Annotated in this window: 10 protein-coding genes and 2 rRNA genes (1 of these 12 only partly in view); 7 read left to right on the forward strand and 5 right to left on the reverse strand. The window is 39.8% G+C overall.

Features of this window, described 5'->3' with window-relative positions:
* Positions 1-15 precede the first annotated feature (15 nt).
* Positions 16-6,558: a cadherin-like beta sandwich domain-containing protein gene (locus ACH30E_RS15800; RefSeq protein WP_490825613.1), complete on the forward strand. Its 6,543-nt coding sequence runs from the start codon at positions 16-18 to the stop codon at positions 6,556-6,558.
* Between the two features lie 54 nt (positions 6,559-6,612).
* Here ACH30E_RS15800 and ACH30E_RS15805 read toward each other — a convergent pair whose 3' ends face one another.
* Together ACH30E_RS15805 and ACH30E_RS15810 are read right to left on the reverse strand one after the other, a co-directional pair.
* Positions 6,613-7,953, reverse strand: coding sequence for a DUF5689 domain-containing protein (locus tag ACH30E_RS15805; RefSeq protein ID WP_490825614.1), 1,341 nt, complete (start codon positions 7,951-7,953; stop codon positions 6,613-6,615).
* A 9-nt stretch (positions 7,954-7,962) separates the two neighbouring features.
* Positions 7,963-10,461 carry a TonB-dependent receptor gene (locus tag ACH30E_RS15810; protein ID WP_490825615.1) on the reverse strand — a complete coding sequence of 833 codons (2,499 nt, stop codon included), beginning with the start codon at positions 10,459-10,461 and terminating at the stop codon, positions 7,963-7,965.
* Between the two features lie 175 nt (positions 10,462-10,636).
* Here ACH30E_RS15810 and ACH30E_RS15815 point away from each other — a divergent pair, with 175 nt between their 5' ends.
* From ACH30E_RS15815 to ACH30E_RS15840, 6 genes are all read left to right on the forward strand, one after another.
* Positions 10,637-11,680, forward strand: a complete 1,044-nt coding sequence (locus ACH30E_RS15815; protein WP_490825616.1) for an endonuclease/exonuclease/phosphatase family protein — start codon at positions 10,637-10,639, stop codon at positions 11,678-11,680.
* Between the two features lie 941 nt (positions 11,681-12,621).
* Entirely contained in the window at positions 12,622-12,975 is a 354-nt protein-coding gene (gene rpsF, locus ACH30E_RS15820; protein WP_294992028.1) for a 30S ribosomal protein S6, read from the forward strand.
* A 2-nt stretch (positions 12,976-12,977) separates the two neighbouring features.
* Positions 12,978-13,241, forward strand: a complete 264-nt coding sequence (rpsR, locus tag ACH30E_RS15825; RefSeq protein WP_133473151.1) for a 30S ribosomal protein S18 — start codon at positions 12,978-12,980, stop codon at positions 13,239-13,241.
* Between the two features lie 167 nt (positions 13,242-13,408).
* Entirely contained in the window at positions 13,409-13,855 is a 447-nt protein-coding gene (gene rplI, locus ACH30E_RS15830; RefSeq protein ID WP_294992032.1) for a 50S ribosomal protein L9, read from the forward strand.
* Positions 13,856-14,115: 260 nt separating this feature from the next.
* Positions 14,116-14,505 carry an RNA-binding regulator gene (gene rbp, locus ACH30E_RS15835; RefSeq protein WP_294992035.1) on the forward strand — a complete coding sequence of 130 codons (390 nt, stop codon included), beginning with the start codon at positions 14,116-14,118 and terminating at the stop codon, positions 14,503-14,505.
* A gap of 103 nt (positions 14,506-14,608) precedes the next feature.
* Positions 14,609-15,493 (forward strand): aldo/keto reductase, encoded by an 885-nt coding sequence (locus ACH30E_RS15840; protein WP_294992038.1) that lies wholly within the window; start codon positions 14,609-14,611, stop codon positions 15,491-15,493.
* Between the two features lies 1 nt (position 15,494).
* On the opposite strand, the gene ACH30E_RS15845 is transcribed toward ACH30E_RS15840, so the two are convergent.
* The 3 genes from ACH30E_RS15845 to ACH30E_RS15855 form a co-directional block, all read right to left on the reverse strand.
* Entirely contained in the window at positions 15,495-16,778 is a 1,284-nt protein-coding gene (locus tag ACH30E_RS15845) for a sensor histidine kinase (RefSeq protein WP_490825754.1), read from the reverse strand.
* Between the two features lie 933 nt (positions 16,779-17,711).
* Positions 17,712-17,822 (reverse strand): 5S ribosomal RNA (gene rrf / locus ACH30E_RS15850).
* 70 nt (positions 17,823-17,892) lie between these two features.
* Positions 17,893-20,083, reverse strand: a 23S ribosomal RNA gene (locus ACH30E_RS15855) (it continues 616 nt past the right edge of the window).

Raw genomic sequence — 20,083 nt, forward strand, 5'->3', positions numbered from 1 at the left:
AAACAAACCTAATCCATGAGAAAACTCTACCTGGGCCGTTCCCTGGGAATGTTATGCCTGCTGCTGATTGGTATAATTTCCCGTTCACAAACAATCAGTTGGAATTTCAACACAGCATCTCCTACAATAAACACTGCAAATATTGTTACTTCTGATTTTTCCAGAGGAAATAATAATGGTACTACAAATGACTTAATCACCACAGTTTCTGCATCCAGCGGATATACCGGCTTTTCGGCTGGTGGCAATGCTGGTATAGCAGCAAGAATTGGTACTTTGAATCAGGCAGCAAATGGCTCTGCCTATTTTGAATTTACCATTACTCCATCAGGAGGATTTGGAATTAACCTGACAGGTATACAATTTGGTACAAGAAGTACAGGAACAGGACCTCAGGCTTATACACTCAGGTCTAGTGCAGACAATTTTTCAAGTGATATCATTCAAGGCACCATTGCAAACAATAGCAGTTGGTCGCTGAAAAGTCATACAGGTATTAATTTTAGTGCAACGCAAGCTGTTACCTTTCGTATTTATGGTTTCAATGGAGCAGGTTCTGCCTCTGCCAATACCAGCAATTGGCGCATAGATGATTTATCTCTATCAGTTAGTGCTACGCAAGCTACCAATATTTCAACCCTATCAAATATCACTTTAAGTACAGGTAGTATTACACCATCTTTTAGTTCGGGGACTTTTACATATAGCGCAACAGTACCATCATCAACAAACGCAATCACCATAACACCTGTTTCTACAGATCCGCTTTCAGGCATTCAGGTGAATGGTGTAAATGTTGCCAGTAATACAGCATCACCTTCGGTTTCCTTGAATACAGGAATTAATAATATCAATATTGTTGTTACTGCACAAGATGGTATTACTACTTCAACCTATTCTATTGAAATAACACGTGAGGCCCCGGGAATACCGGCACTGTTTACCAATCCGGCACAGGTTGATTTTGGTAACATTTGTATAAATACTAATGGCCAAAGCAATTTCAACATAAATGGTAATAATCTCAATGGAACTGATATTACTATTACAGCCCCCCAGGGCTTTACTTTATCAAACGCAGCCAATGGTACTTATGCGAATACATTAACAATTAGTTATTCGGGAAATAGTTTAAGTCTAACAACAGTCTATGTTCGCTTTACTCCCACTGCTATACAATCTTATGATGACAACCTCAGCCTATCGGGAGGAGGCGCTACCTTAACTTACCCTGTTTTAGGTACAGGCGTAAACAGCAGCGCTTCTGTTAATACACAATTGGCTTCAAACATTACTGCCTCAAGTGCTATACTTGGTGCTGACATAACATTTAGTGGTTGCTCCAATATCAGCGCTTATGGATTTGAATATAGCACCACTGCCAATTTTGCCAATGGAACAGGCATTGTTGTAAATGCAACTAATCTTTCAGGCAATTCATTCAATGCATTACTGAACAACCTTTCTCCTAATACTACTTATTACTTAAAAGCATTTGCTACTAATGAAGGTGGAACTGCTTATGGACCTCAACAAAGTTTTGCTACTACCGCACAACCGGTTATAATGGCTCAACAACCATTACTAGCCTATTCGCAAAACTTTGACAATATTGCTAGTTGGTCTAATGGATTTAGTTCAGACAATGGAGCCATTAATTTTGGTCCTGTTACCATCAACAATACTGGAACAATACCCAATGGTATCAGAACTACCACTTCCACCGCAAGCTTTAGCAGTGGCTCTTCAGGTGGTGTTCAAAGAGGAAGTGGAAATTTAGTGTTATTGTCTACCGGCTCATCGGATAATACTACTGCTGTAGCAGTTGATCTATTCCTCGATTTCACTGGTGTAAATGCTGGAACAATCAGTTTCAACTGGGCATCCATTAATAATAGTACGGGCGACAGAAAAGGTTCTCTTCGTATTTATGGCAGTATCGACGGCATTAATTTTACTGAAATGACCGGTGCGGCTGTATTAAACATCACTAATAATACACCTTCAAGTGGAATAGTATCTGGCATAGCACTTCCTGCGAACTTTAGTAATAATCCAAATGCCCGTTTGCGTTTTTATTATTACAATGGAACTGGTGGCTCAACGGGTTCAAGACCAAAAATCAGTATCGATAACCTGATCGTTCGTGGGTATACTCCTGGTGATGTTACCGCTCCGGTAGTAACAAGTTACAATCCGAATCAGGGAGCAAGTGGCATTACACCGCCTGATGCAATCACCATTGCATTTAATGAAACAATTGTTCCGGGATCTGGAAATATTACTATCCATAATGTAACCAATGGAAGTAGTCAGGTATTTGATATAAATGATGCTGCTGTAAGCATTGCTGCTGAAACCATCAGCATTAATACGCAACTGGCTGCATTCAAATCTTATTATATCACGCTTGATGCAGGTACAGTGCTCGATCTGGGTGGTAATGCTTTTGGAGGCATTGCCGCTAATGCATGGAGCTTTAGCACAGGTGCAGCTCCTACCAGTTTCAATTTTAATAACTGTGTTAATAATTTACCGGGAGGTTTCACCCAGTACAGTGTAACAGGTGCACAGGTATGGGGTTGTACTACTTTTGGTAAAACAGGTAATGGAGTACAGATGAATGGATTTGTGAGTGGTGCACAAACAAATGAAGATTGGTTGATTTCACCAGCTTTCGATATCGCAGGATTTGACTATCCTATCTTAAGTTTCGCTTCCCGTGTACGTTTTGCAGGACCATCATTGAAATTGATGGTGTCTACAAATTATACAGGAGCAGGTGATCCGAATCTGGCACAATGGACCGAAATTAATGGCCGTTTTGCAGAACCGGAATCTGATGTATGGACCACCAGCGATCAAATAGATCTATCTGCTTACAAAGCATCAAATGTTTACATCGCTTTTGTTTATACCTCTTCGCCTGCACTAAATGCGGCCAGGTGGACTTTAGATGATTTCAGCATCACTAACTCTGCGACACCGGCCCAACCTGGTGTTGATATTAGAGGAGGCAATATTGCTTTTGATTATATAGCTAACGGACAAAACTCAACGCCGCGCTCCATATCAGTTGAAGGGTATAATGTAAATGAAGCTATCACGCTTTCTGTACCTGCTGGATTTGGTTTAAGTATAGATGGCAATAATTTCACTTCAACCATTATTATCCCGGCTGCAAACGCAAACAGCCGTCAAACAGTGTATGTAAGGTTTAGTCCAACAACCGCTGACCAAAACTATAACGGAACAGTAAGCGCTGTAATTGGTGATGCTGCTGATATTATTCAGGGAATGAGTTTATCCGGCACTTCACTCAGAACCTTAAAAGTGGTTAACTGGAACCTGGAATGGTTTGGTAGTACAGCATCCGGACTGGGACCTACCAATAAAGATTTACAACAACAAAATGTACAAACTGTATTGAACGCGCTTAATGCAGATATCTATGCCCTTGTGGAAATTGTTGATACACTTCGTTTCAAAACAGTTGCAGAATCATTACCGGGCAATTATGGCTATGTTGTAAATACTTATGGTTCTTATGCCGATGATGTAAATGATCCGGATTATGCAGGTGCCCAGAAACTTGGATTTATTTATAATAAAGACATCGTAAAAAAATTAAGCACCCGGCCAATTCTTAAAGCCAGTGCAGGTAATGCCTACAATAGTTGGGCTAGCGGAAGATTTCCATTTATGATGGAAGCAGAAGTTACCCTTAATGGGGCTACCAGTGTGGTAAACTTTATTGTGGTTCATGCAAAAGCCAATACGGGTAATACAGCCGATAAAATTGAAGCTTACGGAAGGAGAAAAGCAGGTGCTGATGAATTAAAAGATTCACTTGATGCTGCATTCCCTAATAGCCGCTTCCTTATACTCGGTGATCTGAATGATGATCTGGATAAAACAATCACCACAGAGATGGCTCCTGTAACGGCAAGCTCTTACAGTGCTTTCCTCAATGATGTACAAGGTTATTCATCTTTAACTTTACCATTAAGTTTAACCGGCAACAGCTCTACAGCTTCCTTCCCTGATATGATCGATCATGTGATTGCTTCAAATGAAATGAGCGTGGCCTATGTGCAAAATTCTGCGCAGGTCTATAAAGATGTTTTGTCTTTGATCAACAGTTTTGCAAGTACTACTTCAGATCACTTCCCGATTATTACTAAATACGATTGGAGGTATTTCAGTAAACCAACTATATCTGTGCCAGATCTAGGATTTTTCACTGACTCAGGTGCATGTACTACTACAACTTTATTACCAACACCAACCGTTACAGGATTTAATACAATTGTTTCGATCAGCAGCAATGCTCCAACTTCTTTCCCTGTTGGCGTAACAAAAGTTAACTGGACTGCTGTTGATATTTATGGTAATACAAGTTCACAAGAACAATTAATTACTGTTACCGACAACCAAAAACCGACTATAGAAGCCCCGGCGGCAGTAAGCGTTATAAATAACAGCGGCACTTGCTATGCGACCATTAATTCTCTCGGAACTCCTGTTGTTGCAGATAATTGTGGTATCGCTTCAGTAACTAATAATGCGCCTAGCCAGTTTCCAATTGGCACTACAGTAGTTACTTGGATTGTAACTGATATACATGGCAATGTTACTGATACTGCTAAACAGGAAATAATCGTAATTGATAATGAATTACCTGTTATCAGCACAGCTTCTATTTCAATATCGGCACAAACAGGAAGATGCGATGCTCAAATTAGTATTCAACCTCCGCAGGCTACAGATAATTGTGGTATCGCAACTTTAACGGGAATAAGAAATGATGGCTTATTATTAACAGATGCTTTCCCTGTTGGAACGACTACTATTAATTGGACTGCAACGGATGTAAATGGAAATACCAAATCTGTGATTCAAACAGTATTGGTAACTGATAATCAGGCACCTCAAATTACCTGTTCTGCAAATCTTTCATTATGTCAAACAGCCAATAACCAATATACTATTCCAACCATTGGCACTAGCGATAATTGTGGTATAGCTTCTGTTCAATATAGTATCTCAGGCGCCACTATTCGCAGTGGAAATGGTGGAGACATCAGTGGTATTTTCAACCCTGGGCAGTCTAACGTATTGATTACGGTTACAGACATCAATGGCAATACTAACACTTGTAACTTCACTGTAACCATTTCTGCTCTGCCTACAGCTACCATAACCACTTCTCAGCCAGATGTTTTCTGTAATCAGTTTACACTGTCTGGCAATCCTGGTAATTATACTTACCAGTGGTACTTTAATAATACAATAGTGGGTACAGGTGCTCAGTTAAACCTTGGATTAACCAATGCTGATGGAGTTTATACGCTTGTTATTACCAACCAGGCAGGATGTAGCAGCAGTAATGCAACTTCTTATACTTTCCAGAAACAAAATCTGGTGAATAGCTATACCATTCTTGCTTATGAGGAAGTAAAACTTGGAGAATCAAATAAAGTTAACAGTGGCAGTGTTGGGGTAATGAATCGTCGAGGAGAAGCGTCGTTCGATAAGAATAGTTCTGTTGCGGCTCCGGGAGCTTTCGTAAAAGCTCCAATGATTAAATTAGATGGATCAGGTATCCTAATTCCAAACAGGCTATATGGTTCAGCTATAGTGACATTACCAACAATGTTCTATAACACAAGTAATACACGGAATCTTGCAAACACCAGTGTTCAGAAGAATACTACGGCTACTTTAAATGGTAATTACAATGATATTACCATTAAAGAAAATGCGACTGTTACTTTACATGGCAACACATTTGGAACCATAAAGGCTGAGAAAGGAGCGCAGATCCGATTCACTGCTTCTATAGTTAACATTGAAGAGTTGATAGTAGAAGAGGGCGGAAAAACCAGTTATAGCAACGTAAGATTCAATGGTACTACCCAGGTGAAAGTGAGTAAGAAAGTTAGTATCGGGGATCGCGTACAGGTGAATCCGGATAATTATAAAGTAACATTCTATATGGGTGATACCAAATGTGATGATGAAAAATTCCAGGTTAAAGGGGATGATGTTCGCGTAACTGCTAATGTGTATATGCCAAATGGTAAATTAAAAGTTACTGCTGAGAATAAAGGAAATGGAAAATGGAGCAGCAATAATGAAGCCATATATATGACAGGCTTATTTATCGCCGAACAAGTTGAAAGCAAAGGAGGAACCATTATCTGGAATAATAACAATTGCACACAGAATACAGTAGCTTCCAGCAATAACCTGTTAATTACAAGTGGTAAAACTTTAGGTGAAGAAGTCGCCATTTCTGAAAATGCAGAAACACTGAAAGTAACAGTGATGCCGAACCCAAGCCGTACCTTCTTTACATTAAAAATATCTGCTAAAGCTACTACACCGGTTCAGTTGAGGATTTTCAATGTTTCCGGTCAGCCTCTTGAAAGCAGGAATAATCTTAATGCAAATAGTACAGTTCAGGTAGGCCATCAACTTAATCCTGGTGTTTACTTTGCCGAACTGGTGCAAGGAAAAGAAAGAAAAGTAGTGCAGCTTATAAAAATCAGGTAATTCCAACCTGCCAGTAATCAGAATAATAAAATGCCCCGAAATTTCGGGGCATTTTTAGTTCCCCTGTATTTCTATATTATCAACACGAAATGTAGTAGTAAGTTTTGCCACTTGCACAGCAGGATCATTTCCTTCATAACGAAAAGCAATATGTATCTTTCCTTTTAAGGCATGTAAGTTAATGTCGCCTGAACTGATCCATTCCTTAGCATAACCTGAGCCTGTTCCTTTGGAAATAACCGCATCAAGCTTATGCCAGCGGGCTTTCCAGGGAGTAATTCCATCATAATTAGTTGAGTAAAGCACCTGTAAGACTGCGCCGTTATCAAACCCATCTTTAGTTTGAAATCGAAGGAATTCATTTGCTGAATGATCCAGATCAATAGAAGGTAGTATCAGCCAACTGATGACAGATTGTTCTCTGGTAGCAAAGGCACTAATCTCTGCGAATGTATTTCCAGATGCAGATTTTGCCAGAAAAAACCGATCACCTGTTTCTGATATATTTTGCCAGTTTATCAATTGAATACTACTATCTGTTTTTTGCCCCGAAAAATCTTCATAAAATAATTGTTTAGGTCCAGCCTCGGTACAACGAAGTCCATTCATCTGCACATCGTTTGTATCACGAAGCAACAATTGTTTTTGGGTCCTGAAGATGCTATATATGCCGGTAATTTCACCATTCCCCCTCGCTGTTAATGCCTCGGCAAAGCTTGCGAAACCACCTGTTCTAACGTATACGGTACCTATACCACATGTTCGCAGGGTATGACTACCCGTTAATTTATTGATGGCATCAGCATAAGGTTTGCCTGTATCAGATGCTGCGAACTCAACATTGGTTAATGTAATCAAGGTACTTTGCAAGCTATCTGCCAACTCATTGATTTGTAATTTTCTGGGATATAAAGCAATTTGTTTACGTTGTTTTACAATTACCCTGTCGAACAAAGGTTGGGGTATGGAATATAATTGAGGAGACAATGGATCAGAACGATCTACTCCTCCACCCAATTGTATCATGCCAGCATAATCTCCCATCCATAACCCTTTTAATCGAATAAAAACTCCTTCACCTACCGGATACTTATTAAATAGAGAGTAACCATCAAGACGGATGGTTATACCTCCCGTTGAATCCTGTATTACGATAGATTTATAGAAATTATCGGTGATATCATTTGCAATTACAACACCTTCAATAATGATATCTTCTAATATCTTTTCGAAGTTGTTCGAAAGATGTAATTGTTTCAAACCTGCAATACTTTTATTCGATTTTATAGCAGGGACAGTATATTCAGGCGGCTCATCAAATGATTTATTACAATTGGAAATACCCATAAGAACAGGTATCGACAAAAAGAAGAACCTGGTATTTTTTGTTATCATATTAGCGATTTAAAGACTTATTGTTATTGATAAAGCATAATTCAATCCATACCCATAGAATAATTTTGGTGGAAACTTATCTGGATCTTTCATTTCCTGATCAAAACGAAGTTGTTCATACCCACCAGTAATGATGCCTTGCTTATTCAGGAGATTATTTATACTGAGTGAACAAAAAAGGCGTAAGGGTGTCCGCTGGTAAAATTTTTTTATTGAAAATCCTTTTCCGATAAACATGTTCATTAAAAAAGTGGTCGGCAGTTTTTGCTGAGAAATTATTTTATACCACAGTTCTGATCCTTTTACGATACCATCAAGCAATTCGTAGGTCCGCCTAAGCGGGTTGAACTCGAGCCATTGATCCTGGAAATGACTGCCATTTAATTGCACTAATAATCCATTATTTGTTCTGTATTTAAAGCTTATTCCACTCACCTGCATCGGAGATCCTGCAACCCGGAAATTTTGCGAGTAAACCTCCATTTTGTCCAATAAGGATTCATTATTATCCAAACTCACTGTAACCATTTGTCTGCTTGTATACCGATGGAATCCTTTCGCAAATACCAGTGCAAACTCGAGCTGCTCATTCAATTCATAACTCAATGACGACTCAATACCAGTATATTGTCTGTTTATATTTCGAATCGCGTAGTTTACAAATTGCTGGTATCCATCATGGTAGAAAGTAAGCACATTCATCCCATTACGAATATTCGTATGATAAAAACTGATACCTACTCTATATTTTCTCAGGAGCAGTTTATAGTTCGTTTCTATATTCAACACTTGTTCGCTCACCGGGTTTTCCTGCTTTGTATTACGCATCCGAGGTGAAATGAAAACGTTGTCGAACTGCGGTGCTTTTGAAAGTACTTGCATCAAAAAACCTATACTGCTTTTTGGATTTAGTTTAAAAAGAATACCCAGTTTAGCTAAAGGATTAAAAAAATGGCTTGCAGGAGATTTGCCTTTCGATTGATTGGGAAATAATCCATTTCGGACAAGTCCCTTTCGTAAAAATTCAGTTTTTGATAGTCTTAAAGCTAATAGCAAATCTATTTTATTACCTGTGTAAGCTGATTGTGCCCAAATATTGGAAAAGGAAATGGATGATAGGTAATCGTAACCATATTTATCTCCTTTATATAATATCCTATTGGGCTTATCAAGATCAAACTGCTTAACATCAATCGTTGATGGAAATACTGTTTCTGCAAATTGATTCCAGTTTACATAAAAATCTGCGCCTAATAAATCAAATACTGTTTTATAATAATGATTTTGCTGGTAGCTGTATTGAATGCCAGTGGCTATATTCCAGGAGTTATTCAACCTGGATCTATAAGTGCTACTGAATTGAAACTTTTGGGTATGAATTGTTTTTTGATCTAACAGATAATGGGCTCTTTTTCCACGAATACTTTCATTCGATCCATTTATTTGCTCAATTTGCGCTAATGAATTTCGGTTGACAGAGTAAAAATGCTGCCAGTTAATTTGTTGCAAACTTTCTTGTTCCAATAAAATATCTTTTACCTGAATACGCAATACACTATCATCCTGAAACTCCGGCAGATAGCGGTAATAATCAGGTCGTGGATCTGCAGCCTGATACCAGTCTAATCCTGTATCTGTTCGTTTACCGGTAATCACACCAAAACTGGTTTCCCAAATTGTACGGTTATTAAGGTTTAATTGGTGCATTAAAATACCGGCGGGTAAATGTTGGTTAACCATTGCAGCATTTCTTTTCTGACCTTGTTGGTATCCCCAGTTGGGATTGTATTGCGTACCAAACAAATTTGCAACAGGCATAGTAATACCTGCTTGTTTTCCATATTGCTGTGGTGACCCAAATACAATGCATGAAATTATTCCGGCATTTTTCAGTTGTTTATCAACAGCAACATAATAGGATGTTGATCTGTAATTACAGCCTATCCGATATGTTTCGTCTGCAATGCGCATATTAAAAGCGATTGCCCATGACCACCCTTTGCTATTTGTTTCTTTTGCTAAAGAAAAATGATACCTGTTTGTGTAATTTCTGTTTGACGTTGCATAACCCCATTGTAACTGTTTACGTTGTGCCGATGCACGCATATCAATACATGTTGTTATTCCCGGATCGCCAAGCCAGTTATCCTGAAAACGGTTCGAAGTGTAATCGATACTATTTCGCATTACCTGAGATAAGCCACTCCATAATGACCAGGCGGGATTACCTTGATGCAGGTCATTCATCCATAATCCATTGATTACAGTGGCGGATAAAGAAGCATCATAACCCCGATAACGGTATCTCATGGCGCTGAACTGAAAGGCTGCCATTTGAAGAAAAATTTCTTTTTCTCCATTCAAGGGAGCTATTGAATTAGTTATTGACCCTCTCTCCTCCTCATCAAGCAGAACTGCATTTGATGCAACTGCGTCCTGATTAAAAAAATTCTGTAAGATACTGCTGTCATATTTCAGTGGTATGGTATCTGCTTTTATCCTATTCACTGCGCATGTCTTTATATTAACCAAGCACACAACTACACATAAAAAATGAATCATGATTATTTATTTCTGCCAAAATAAACAGGTGCAAAATATTATGCATCACCAGTGATCATTTTTGCGGAAAATACGGTCGCAAAAAATTGTATTTAGCGCAATAATTAAATAATCATTCGCTATGAAAACATTTTTTTTGTGTTGTATTGTTTTAATATTCGCCTTGTGTGCATCGGCTCAGTTGAAGCGTTATCAATTGGCGTTGGTTGGTTTTTATAATCTTGAAAATTTGTATGATACTATTGACAATCCAATGATCAATGATGATGATTTTACACCAAAGGGATTGAAGCAATATGGTACTACTATTTTTAAAGACAAGTTGAATAAATTGGCAGGTGTAATTGCTGATATTGGAAAATCATATACTGAAGATGGTTTAGCTATTTTCGGTGTCGCAGAAATTGAAAATGATACAGTATTACAGTTTCTGGTTCAGCACCCATTGATCAAAAAAAGGAATTATCATATCGTTCATGCTTCTTCAAAAGATGTAAGAGGTGTTGATGTTGGTTTACTTTATAACCCTGCTTATTTTACTCCGCTTGATGCGCAAAAATTATTTGTGTCGTTGCCAGGTAACAGTAAAGATGCCTATTACACAAGGGATATTTTATACTGTAAGGGGTTATTGCAGAATGACACGGTGCATATTTATGTAAATCACTGGCCCAGCAGAAGAGGTGGCCAAAAAAGAAGTGCACCTGCCCGCATGGCTGCGGCTGCGGTTTGCAGAAAGCACATTGATTCTATACAGAAGAAAAATGCAGTTGCCAAGTTGATTGTTATGGGAGATATGAATGATGACCCGATTGATAAAAGCATATGTGTTGGCTTAAAGGCAAAGGGTAAGAAGGATGCATTAAACCCGGGGGAATTGTATAATCCCTGGGTTTCGTGGTTCAACAATGGAATAGGCACTTTGGCGCACCGGGACAGATGGGGGTTATTTGATCAGATAATACTGTCGCAGAGTTTACTGGGTAAGCAAGAAGAGGGGTTTCATTTTTATCGTGAGCATATTTATAATCCGGCATATCTAAAAGAATTCACGGGCAAATACAAGGGTTACCCTATGAGAACCTGGGATGGGAATCGGTACAGGGGCGGATATAGTGACCATTTTCCAACTTATGTGGTTTTATTGAAGGGTATAATGGATTAATAATGAATAAAAAAATTGCTGTCCGGGGAAAATTTGGCTATGAGCCATTGCTGTCCGGTAAAAAAAGCATCTATCTCTGAAATGCTTCTGCAGCAATCATCTTGACGTAAGTTGAAAATAGAACCCTTACTTTTTAAATCGGCCTTAACTAAGGGTTTAGCAATCTTTATTCCATTTTGACACTGAATAAAATCGATCACTCGTCTGGTCAAAATTGAATATTACTCCTGGGCCGAATGGCCCCGTACCCGTTCCCAGACTACATTGGCCTCTGACTAAATCTGCTACGCATGATTTAGTCTGTCATCGCTGCGCTTGACACCAATGCCAATGAAGGTCTGTCCACGGGTACTGATTGTATTTATTCATTTTTATCTTCCCTAATTACCTGGCTCCCGTTTAATGTCTGGTTTACTAATTGCTTGCAGCTTGTGGCATGTAGCCTGTGGCTCAGAAGATGCTAGCAAATTTTCCCAGGACAGCAATGGCTATGAGCCACGAGCCTTAATCGGTGGTTACTTTAGGCTTTCTGTTACTATTTCAATGATCTGGGCCTTCGAATTAGATATTTTATAATAGGTTGGTTATAAAAATATTAGATTAACGCTATTGCATTGTCTGTTATTAATCGGTCCAGTTTATCATGATAAATCTTGAAAATCATGACAATCTGCGTTCAATCATACGCAACTCTGATGGCTCGCAGTCAATTTTCCCAGAACGGCAATAATTGTTACTCATACGCTCACCACAGCTATATTTACATTGAAATGGCTTTTTTGGACCTTTAAATAGTCCAAAGTTTCGGATTTTCCTTCGCTATTTCCACCCAATTCCTTACCTTTGCAGCCCCAAATCTGTTATTGGCAGATTTTCTCCCTTCGTTACTGTTGGGGGAATCCACTGGGAAAAACCAATTTAAAAACCTAAAAATTCAGGTAATGAGTAATTACGAATTGATGGTGATTTTCACTCCGGTGCTTTCTGAGGAAGATTTCAAAGCTACTCAGAAGAAGTACGAAGATTTCATCAAAGAAAATGGTGGATCTACTGTATTCAGCAACCCATGGGGATTAAAATCACTGGCTTACCCAATCCAGAAGAAAACAACCGGTATTTACTGGGTGCTGGAGTACAGTGCGCCAACCGACTTCAATGAAAAGCTGAAAATTCAGCTTTTACGTGACGAGCAGGTAATGCGTCACATGATCACTAAACTCGATAAATACGCCGTCGAGTACAACTACAAAAAGAGAAATGGCGGATTTGCTGTAACTGAAAAAACGGAGGGTTAATCATGGCAAAGAATGAGATCAAATACCTGACCGCTATTAAACAGGAGAAGCCTAAGAAAAAATTCTGCCGCTTCAAAAAATATGGCATTAAATACGTTGATTATAAAGACATTGAGTTCCTGAAAAAATTCATCAATGAGCAAGGTAAATTATTGCCTCGCCGTTTAAGTGGTAACTCACTGAAATACCAGCGTAAAGTATCTGATGCAGTTAAGAAAGCACGCCAGATGGCGCTGTTGCCTTATGTAACGGATTTGCTGAAATAAATTAAAAAGTCAAAAATCAAAAGTCAAAAATCAAAAAATGTTTTGGCTTTTGACTTTTGACTTTTGATTTTTGAATTATATCCAATTAGTCACCTTCCCTAACCCCGAAAAGATCGGGAGACAGAGACAAAAATTACTCTGGGCTCTTGGGAACTAAAAAAACAAACATGCAAGTAATTTTAATTCAAGACGTAGACAATCTGGGTGGTCGTAATGAACTGGTAACCGTAAAGAATGGTTATGCCAGGAATTTCCTGATTCCTCAGAAGTTCGCTGTAGAAGCAAACCCGTCAAATCTCAAACAACTGGAAGAGCGTTTGAAGGTTCAGGCGAAGAAAGAAGCAGCTATGCTGGCTGAGATCACTAAAGTGATCGATGTATTGAAAGCATCACCTGTTAAGCTTGGTGCTAAAACTGGTACCAGCGGAAAAATCTTCGGCACTATCACCTCATTGCAGATTGCACGTGCTATCCGCGACCAAAAAGGTTACGAGATCGACCGTAAACGCATCAGCATTGTGGATGAAGTAAAAGAGCTGGGTGCTTACAAAGCTTCTATTGATTTTGGTAATGGCAACACTACTGAAATCGACTTTGAAGTAGTAGGCGAATAGTCGTCTGAAATACAATTTTGGCCCCGATTTTCCTGATTTTAGGAAATCGGGGCTTTTTTATACCGAAAAACCGGTATTTTTTGCCTTTTTTGACCTAAACAGCCAGAAGACTGAAAAAAACTTGTCAATCCCCCAAATTCATTATCTTCGGTAGTCCAATGAAAGGTCTTCCATATCTCAGAACGTTTTCACGTAAATGTTTCAGGATTTTTGGTTACTTATTTCTCATTGGTTTTTGATCACTTAATTTTTTTAAAAAAATGAACATTTACGTTGGAAATCTGAACTGGAACATGACCAGTGATGATCTGCAGAATCTGTTTACTCCTTATGGTGAAGTAACCAGTGCCAAAATCGTTACCGACAAATTCAACAATGACCGCAGCAAAGGTTTTGGTTTTGTTGAAATGTCTGATGATGAGGCAGCCCGCACTGCAATCAGCGCCCTGCACGATACTGAAGTGCTTGGTCGTAAAATTGTAGTAAACGAATCTACTCCACGCCCTGAAGGTGAAAGAGGTGGCTTTAAAAAGAAAAGCTTTGGTGGCGGCGGTGGCCGTGGCGGATTTGGTGGTGGAAACCGTGGAGGCGGTGGCGGATACAACCGCGATCGTGGAAACGGTGGTGGCGGTGGATTTAACAGATATTAATCTACACACAACTACGAATCTTTAACCCCGACCCTGGTCGGGGTTTTTTATTTATAGAAGTAGGTTAGATTGCTATTTCTTTCGGATTCATTAATTTGTATCTATGAATGCAGCATCTGTTATTAAAGCACCTGTAGCCGGCTGTATGCGCTGGGGCAAATGGGGCGCAGGTTTTACTACAAGTGAATACCAGGCTATGATCGAAGCTTGTTTAGAAAATGGGGTTACTGCTTTTGATCATGCGGATATTTATGGAGATTATACAACTGAAGCAGAGTTTGGCGAAGCACTTAAAAATAATTTCGCCTTACGTGCCCATATACGCATCATCAGTAAATGTGGTATTCAGATGATGAGTGATAACAGACCTTCGCACCAAATTAAATCATACAATACCTCTGCAAAACATATCATTAGTTCTGTAGAGCAGTCACTGGAAAATTTCAATACAGATCACCTTGATCTTCTACTAATACATAGACCGGATCCATTATTAAATCCGGAAGAAGTAGCCTCGGCTGTTGCTCATTTAAAACAGCAGGGTAAAATTCTTCAATTTGGTGTTTCCAATTTTTTACCTCACCAGGTAAACCTGCTTCAGCAATATACCCAGATTGAATACAATCAATTGGAAATTTCGATTTTGCATCTTCCTCCATTTAGTAATGGCATGCTTGAGCATTGCATGGAGCATAAAATAGTTCCAATGGCATGGGCTCCGCTTGGTGGAGGGATATTAAATGATGACAGTCATCCACGCTTCAGAAGTATTGTTTCTATGGCATCAAAGCTTGGAGAAAAATATGGAACGGGCATCAACGAAATTTTATTAGCCTGGTTACATCGCCATCCGGCAAATATATTGCCCATTATAGGTACTACGAAAATTGAACGGCTGGTACAGGCCAAAAATGCTGCTGCTATTATATTAGATCGGGAAGATTGGTTCAAATTATTAGCTGCATCAAGTGGCGAAGATGTTGCCTGAATCAGCTATCTGCTAAGGGGATACGAACAAAGAAACTTGTTCCTTTACCATCTTCACTGGTTACTTTAATATTGCCTTTATGTTGTTCTATGATTTGTTTACAAATGGAAAGTCCCATACCAAAACTTTGCTCTCCTGCAGTACCTGTTCTTTTAGCATCTCCGAATAAATCGAAGATACTCTCTAGTTTTTCTGGTGGAATTCCGATACCCTGATCCGCTACACATACCACTGCAAAATCATCTTCCTTCCTTGTATAAATTAAGATATTTGAATATTCAGTACTAAACTTAATGGCATTGGTTATAAGGTTTGCAAATACCCTTTCCATTTTATCACAATCAATAATTACCGGTAAGGCATCACTGCAGTATTGCATATTGATGCGTATCTTTTTCCCTCTGGCCCTGAATTCAAAAGAAGGATACCAATCACTAAGTTGCTCGTTTAAGTCAACCATTGATTGTTGCGATTCAGCATCGCGTTTATCATTATGTTGTAATAGGTCATTGATCAGCATCAATCCACTGTGGGCCGCCTGGTCAATAAGTGTAAACATTTTCTGCTGCTCTTCTTTTGAAAGTGTATCGGATTGCATCAGTTTAGCGATGCCTGCAATATTTGAAATTGGCGTTCTTAAATCATGTGCTACAGTACTGAGTATCCTGTCTTTCTGATCTCGTGCAAACCGGAGTTCCATATTTGCATTTTCAAGTTGGTAGAGATTCTTGAAATAAATGATTTTAAAAAAAAGTAAAGCAAGGATAAAGAGCAAAAGTGGCAAGAACATTTTTAAACAGGTAGCCATAAGTTCAGCCAGTGGCATGATCTCCAAATTAGGATTATAGGTTAATCTTATAAAAACAAAGAAGCCAGCAGTTATTAAAGCATAACATAGGTATTGCCAGTTTTTATCAAAGAAAATAATAGCAGCTAGTATCATCACCAGGAAGCGGTATTCCCCTGAGTTATGGTATTTATAAGAAGCAATCATTGCCATTATTGTAAGGCTAATAAGGATAACCACCCTAAGTTGTTTGTATTTGCCTTTTACAGAAACCCAAAAAGCAACTGAAAAGCTGACTAATTGTACGATATTAACTGTGGCGGGGAAATAATCGAAATGACTAAGGTTTATAATCAGAGAAATTATGGCAAAAGGTGCTCCAATCAAAATAAAGAGATTGAACATTTGGGTTTGTTGTGTTTCAATAAAACCCGAGTCAGGATGAACCCCTATGCGGAGAAACTGTTGGAGCAGGTTACGTTTCTTTTCCTTGGTCATTGGATAAAATGGGGCTTAGTGTAAAATAACAAAATATAGAGGAAGAATCCATTGCTTTAATTAGTTAAGAAGAAAATTCTTGCTTAACATATTTGGAAATTTTTAATTCAAGCTAATAAAATCTAAATAACTGAGGGGCTGATCAGAAATGATAGTGTATTAGCTTGTCTTATTCCAGCAAATTCGTAACCTGGTAATAGACTCAAGAATAGAATTATTGAGCATTTATGCTATTATAGGTGGATACCAATAGTCAGAGGCAGGATAAATTGTAGGTTGAAGAACCCTCCTTAATAAAAAACGAGGTTGAATAAATATTTAGCTAACGAATCTCCTATGCACATGATACGGAACACACAATAGATCCGCAATTATTTGACTGATGAAATTCTGAAAATAAAAAAGCCTCATCAGCACAAGGCCAATGAGGCTCAATAAATATTTAGCTACCGAATCTCCTATGCACTTGATACGGAACACACAATAGATCCGCATTTATTTGACTGATGGAATTCTGAAAGTAAAAAACCTCATCAGCACAAGGCTGATGAGGCTCAATAAATATTTAGCTAACGAATCTCCTATGCACATGATACGGAACACACAATAGATCCGCATTTATTTGACTGATGGAATTCTGAAAATAAAAAAGCCTCATCAGCACAAGGCCAATGAGGCTCAATAAATATTTAGCTACCGAATCTCCTATGCTCATGAGGCTGAACATACAATTGATCCGTTATTATTTGACTGATGAAATTCTGAAAATAAAAAAGCCTCATCAGCACAAGGCCAATGAGGCTCAATAAATATTTAGCTACCGAATCTCCTATGCTCATGAGGCTGAACATACAATTGATCCGTTATTATTTGACTGATGAAATTCTGAAAATAAAAAAGCCTCATCAGCACAAGGCGGATGAGGCTCAATAAATATGGCAGCTACCTACTCTCCCAGCAAAACGCAAGTACCATCGGCCATGGGGGACTTAACTTCTCTGTTCGGAATGGGAAGAGGTGAACACCCCCGGCAAAACCACCATAAGATTTTAAATCATGGTAATAAACCAGTGACAATAAGTTACATATTGGGAAGGAAATGATAACAAGAAAAAAAATAAAGCTTACGGGCAATTAGTACTACTTGGCTTTGCTGTTACCAGCTTTACACCTATAGCCTATCAACGTCATAGTCTTTGACGACCCTTAAAAGTAAACTCATCTTGTGGAAGGTTTCACGCTTAGATGCTTTCAGCGTTTATCCTGTCCGTACATAGCTACTCTGCATTGCACCTGGCGGCACAACAGATACACCAGCGGTACGTACGACCCGGTCCTCTCGTACTAAGGTCATGTCCACTCAATTTACTAGCGCCCACCACAGATAGGGACCGAACTGTCTTGCGACGTTCTGAACCCAGTTCACGTGCCACTTTAATCGGCGAACAGCCGAACCCTTGGGACCTTCTCCAGCCCCAGGATGTGACGAACCGACATCGAGGTGCCAAACCTTACCGTCGATATGAGCTCTTGGGTAAGATCAGCCTGTTATCCCCGGAGTACCTTTTATCCTTTGAGCGATGGCCCTTCCATGCAGAACCACCGGATCACTTTAGCCAGCTTTCGCTCCTGCTCGGCGTGTTTGCCTCACAGTCAAGCACCCTTATACTAATGCGCTCTACGTACGATTACCAACCGTACTGAGGGTACCTTTGCGAGCCTCCGTTACTTTTTAGGAGGCGACCACCCCAGTCAAACTACCCACCATGCAATGTCCCCTTGTTCAGGGTTAGGTTCTAAGCAACAAAAGGTTGGTATTTCAACGATGACTCCACAATGCCTGGCGACACTGCTTCAAAGTCTCCCAACTATCCTACACATTTGTTGCTCAAAATCAATGCAAAGTTGTAGTGAAGGTTCACGGGGTCTTTCCGTCCCGTGGCGGGTAACCGGCATCTTCACCGATACTACAATTTCACCGGGCTCGTGGAGGAGACAGTGTACAACTCATTAGACCATTCGTGCAGGTCGGAACTTACCCGACAAGGAATTTCGCTACCTTAGGACCGTTATAGTTACGGCCGCCGTTTACTGGGGCTTCAGTCAGGAGCTTTGGCTTGCGCCGAACACCCTTCCTTAACCTTCCAGCACCGGGCAGGTTTCAGGCTCTATACGTCAACTTACGTTTTTGCAGGGCCCTGTGTTTTTGTTAAACAGTTGGTTGTACCATTTTACTGTGACCAGCCTTGCGGCTGGTACGCTTTATCCCGAAGTTACAGCGTCAATTTGCCTAGTTCCTTCTCCACGGCTCACCCGAGCGCGTTAGAATACTCATCCCGTCTACCTGTGTCGGATTCCGGTACTGGCTGCTATACTCGCTTTTCTTGGCAGGGATTTTATGATTTCGCTTTGTCCGAAGACTCCACTCAGGCGTACACTTCCGTCCGTACGCAACCACCACGTCCCTGCGTCACTTTTAATGCATAGCAGGTGCTGGAATATTAACCAGCTTTCCATCAGATGCCCCTTTCGGGTTTTCCTAAGGACCAGACTAACCCTGATCCGATTAACGTTGATCAGGAAACCTTAGACTTTTCGCGTTAAAGTTTTTCACTTTAATTATCGTTACTTATGCCTACATTTTCTTTTGAAATCGCTCCAGCATACGTCGCCGTACACCTTCTGTGCAGATTTCAATGCTCCCCTACCGCTTCTACTCAAGGTAGAAACTTAGAACTTCGGTTCGTAGTTTGATGCCCGATTATTTTCCGTGCAGGATCTCTCGACCAGTGAGCTGTTACGCACTCTTTAAATGAATGGCTGCTTCCAAGCCAACATCCTGGCTGTTATAGAAATCCCACCTCGTTTGATCAACTTAACTACGTATTAGGGACCTTAGTTGCTAATCTGGGTTATTTCCCTCTCGGCCCTGGACCTTAGCGCCCAAAGCCTCACTGCTGCAGATATTTATTAGCATTCGGAGTTTGTCAGGGTTTGGTAGGCGGTGAAGCCCCCTAGCCCAATCAGTAGCTCTACCTCTAATAAACTTCTATATGCAACGCTGTTCCTAAAAACATTTCGGGGAGAACGAGCTATCTCTCAGTTTGATTGGCCTTTCACCCCTATCCACAGGTCATCCCAAGACTTTTCAACGTCAACGGGTTCGGTCCTCCAGTTAGTTTTACCTAACCTTCAACCTGCCCATGGATAGATCACAAAGTTTCGCGTCTACCCCAACTGACTAATCGCCCTATTTGGACTCGCTTTCGCTTCGGCTCCGTTAAATATGAACTTAACCTCGCCAG

The organism is Sediminibacterium sp. FW305-C-61 (genome assembly GCF_058231065.1).

Coding starts and splice junctions, on each gene's coding strand:
- ACH30E_RS15800 (WP_490825613.1), top strand. CDS start 16: ATGAGAAAACTCTACCTGGGCCGTTCCCTGGGAATGTTATGCCTGCTG.
- ACH30E_RS15805 (WP_490825614.1), bottom strand. CDS start 7,953: ATGATAACAAAAAATACCAGGTTCTTCTTTTTGTCGATACCTGTTCTT.
- ACH30E_RS15815 (WP_490825616.1), top strand. CDS start 10,637: ATGAAAACATTTTTTTTGTGTTGTATTGTTTTAATATTCGCCTTGTGT.
- rpsF (WP_294992028.1), top strand. CDS start 12,622: ATGAGTAATTACGAATTGATGGTGATTTTCACTCCGGTGCTTTCTGAG.
- rpsR (WP_133473151.1), top strand. CDS start 12,978: ATGGCAAAGAATGAGATCAAATACCTGACCGCTATTAAACAGGAGAAG.
- rplI (WP_294992032.1), top strand. CDS start 13,409: ATGCAAGTAATTTTAATTCAAGACGTAGACAATCTGGGTGGTCGTAAT.
- rbp (WP_294992035.1), top strand. CDS start 14,116: ATGAACATTTACGTTGGAAATCTGAACTGGAACATGACCAGTGATGAT.
- ACH30E_RS15840 (WP_294992038.1), top strand. CDS start 14,609: ATGAATGCAGCATCTGTTATTAAAGCACCTGTAGCCGGCTGTATGCGC.
- ACH30E_RS15845 (WP_490825754.1), bottom strand. CDS start 16,778: ATGACCAAGGAAAAGAAACGTAACCTGCTCCAACAGTTTCTCCGCATA.